General features: G+C 61.0%; 3 protein-coding genes and 1 pseudogene. 2 read left to right on the plus strand and 2 right to left on the minus strand.

The window, feature by feature from the left end:
- The first annotated feature begins 195 nt into the window (after positions 1-195).
- The gene (locus GOSPT_RS01855) at positions 196-924 is read left to right on the plus strand and encodes an SDR family oxidoreductase (RefSeq protein ID WP_039854335.1); all 729 of its coding nucleotides are present in this window, start codon (positions 196-198) and stop codon (positions 922-924) included.
- Positions 925-1,042: 118 nt separating this feature from the next.
- The gene (locus tag GOSPT_RS01860; protein WP_005202310.1) at positions 1,043-1,723 is read left to right on the plus strand and encodes a response regulator transcription factor; all 681 of its coding nucleotides are present in this window, start codon (positions 1,043-1,045) and stop codon (positions 1,721-1,723) included.
- A 6-nt stretch (positions 1,724-1,729) separates the two neighbouring features.
- Here the strand turns inward: GOSPT_RS01860 and GOSPT_RS01865 are convergent, their stop codons facing one another.
- Together GOSPT_RS01865 and GOSPT_RS24200 are read right to left on the minus strand one after the other, a co-directional pair.
- On the minus strand, positions 1,730-2,251 hold the full coding sequence (locus GOSPT_RS01865; protein ID WP_245548676.1) for an iron dependent repressor, metal binding and dimerization domain protein: 522 nt from the start codon (positions 2,249-2,251) through the stop codon (positions 1,730-1,732).
- A 3-nt stretch (positions 2,252-2,254) separates the two neighbouring features.
- Positions 2,255-2,416 (minus strand): annotated as a pseudogene (locus GOSPT_RS24200) (helix-turn-helix domain-containing protein); the annotation flags it as partial.
- Between the last annotated feature and the right edge of the window lie 151 nt (positions 2,417-2,567).

The following is a 2,567-nucleotide window of genomic DNA, read 5'->3' on the forward strand; positions in this document are numbered from 1 at the left end:
CCAGCCCCGGTGGTACGCGCTGTGGGGTGTACTGCCAGTACACAGAAGACTGGACACTGTTCACAACCGGCGATCTGCGGTGAACTTAACCCGCGCGGTCGCCAACGGCATGCATGTGGAGATCAGAAGTAGACATCGAGCGACCGTGCCGAACAGCAAACCAGATGCCACACAGTGAAGTGAGAGTGCCCCGCCATGAATCGACCAACAGACCGCGTTGCAGTTGTAACGGGCGCATCTTCCGGTATCGGAGCAGCCACAGCACAATCCTTGCACGCCGCGGGCTACAAGGTTGCATTGCTTGCCCGCCGCGCTGACCGGATCACCGCCCTCGCGGAGGAACTCGGGGACAATGCGCTCGCCATCGAAAGCGATGTCACCGATCGACCCAGTCTCATCGCTGCGGCTCAGCGCATCGCAACCGAACTGGGCACCGCGGACGTGCTAATCAACAACGCAGGCGTCATGCTGCTCGGCCCGTTCTCCCCCGACCGCCGCGATGACTACCGAAACATGGTGGAGGTCAACCTATTGGGTGCGATCACCGCGACAGAGGTGTTCCTCGACCAACTTACCGAGGGTGGCGGCGACATCGTGAACGTCAGCTCGGTAGCTGGCCGCACCGCTCGAGCGGGCAACGGCGTGTACGCGGCCACGAAGTGGGGCATCAACGGGTGGTCGGAATCGCTGCGCCAGGAATTGCTACCGGCGGTGCGTGTGACCCTCGTCGAGCCCGGTGTGGTTGATACGGAGTTGCCGACACACATCACCGACGAAGCGACACGTCAAGGCGTGCAGAGAATGTACGACGCAGCCACGGTTAGCCCAGCTGAGGTTGCCGAAGTCATCACGTTCGCGCTTACACGCCCCCGACACCTCGTCATCAATGAGATTCTTCTGCGGCCCTCGGACCAACTCGGGTAGGTGTAGCGACTGCACCGAGACGGCGCGCGTTGCTAGGGCCATCGCGCTTTCGGTTCGGTACTCAGTGTCTCCACAGCGCTGATCACGCACACTTGTCCTCGGTGAGGAAGGTGGATGCGTGCGCATACTTGTAGTCGATGACGACCGGAATGTCGCTGAGACTGTCCGCAGGATGATGGCGGCTGAAGGCTGGGTCGTCGATGTTGTCCACGACGGCGCGGTCGGGCTGGAGAAGGCGATCTCTGAGCGATTCGACGTGATCGTTCTCGACATCATGATGCCCGGACTCAACGGATACGAGGTCGTGCGCTCATTGCGGCGTTCTAGTGTGTGGACACCGGTTCTAATGCTGACAGCGAAGGACGGCGAGTATGACCAGGCAGATGCCTTCGACTTTGGCGCCGACGACTATCTGACGAAACCGTTCTCATTCGTCGTGTTGATCGCACGAATGCGCGCCCTTGCCCGGCGCGGCGCCCCTGAGCGACCGCCGGTACTCACTGCCGGAACGTTGTCTCTCGACCCAGCAGCTCACGTCGCGCACAGAGGCGAGACCGAACTGACGCTGACGCCCCGCGAATTCAGCATGCTGGAGTTTTTGATGCGGCACAAGGGTGAGGTGGTCACGCGAGCAGAGATCCTCGACTCCGTGTGGGACGTGAACTATCGCGGTGACGAGAATGTTGTGGAGGTGTACGTCAGTTACTTGCGGCGCCGTATCGATACACCGTTCGGGTGCAAGGCGATTCAGACAGTACGCGGTGTCGGCTATCGCCTGGCCGCCGACGGGGGTAGCTAAGAGTGCCTACCTCGCGAAGTGTGCATCCACGTGGATGCCGCATGCGATCGCAGTCGGCAAGTCGACGTTGTCGCGCATGGTCCCTAGCGTGACGGACTTTCTCAAAGAGGTAACCGTGACCTGAGCGCCTGGTTCGATTCCTTTGTTCAACAACAACTTCACAAGGGCTGTTTGCTCCTGGACGTGTTCGGTGAATCGACGAACGACGCATCTCGTCGCGACACCGAGCGGAATCTCGGTCACTGGAGTGCTCTGCGCCATCGGCGCAGCGGTGAATCCAATCGCGTCGAGACCGGGGATGGGGTTACCCCACGGGTCCGTTGCCGGGTAACCGAGCAGTGGAACGAGGTGCCGTTCGACGCTGTCGTCCATCACGTGTTCCCACCTGGTGGCGATCTCGTGTACGTCGACACGTCTCATGCCGATAATGTCGACCAGCATGCGTTCGGCCAATCGGTGCTTACGTGTCAGCGCTATCGCTGACCGTAATCCATCGTCGGTCAAGACCACACGTTGGTCATCGGTCATCTGAACCAGCCCAGCGCCCCTCATGTGGTCAATCTTTTGTGACACAGCCGATTTGCTATGTCCGAGCCTCGCGCTGATCCGCGCGCGGCGAGGAGTGACATGATCATCGTCGAGGTCGAGAATTGTTCGCAGATACCGGTCGGTCGCGGTGCTGAGCTCGCTCATCTGACCACGGCGTCACGCCCCGCGCCAGAGGCTGTCGCGAGCGCATCCGACCCGGTGTGATGCAGCTTTGTGGAAATCGGCGGCACAGGGCAGCCGACCGCGCAGTCATCGGGTGCGCTAGGCAAGCCCCCAGACTTCTGGCTGTCTGTAT

Origin of the sequence: Gordonia sputi NBRC 100414 (assembly GCF_000248055.1) — a bacterium.
GTDB classification, from domain to species: Bacteria; Actinomycetota; Actinomycetes; order Mycobacteriales; family Mycobacteriaceae; genus Gordonia; species Gordonia sputi.

What these genes read in the sequence shown, in the direction of transcription:
- GOSPT_RS01865 (WP_245548676.1), bottom strand. Translation starts at nt 2,251, where the DNA reads ATGACCGATGACCAACGTGTGGTCTTGACCGACGATGGATTACGGTCA.
- GOSPT_RS01855 (WP_039854335.1), top strand. Translation starts at nt 196, where the DNA reads ATGAATCGACCAACAGACCGCGTTGCAGTTGTAACGGGCGCATCTTCC.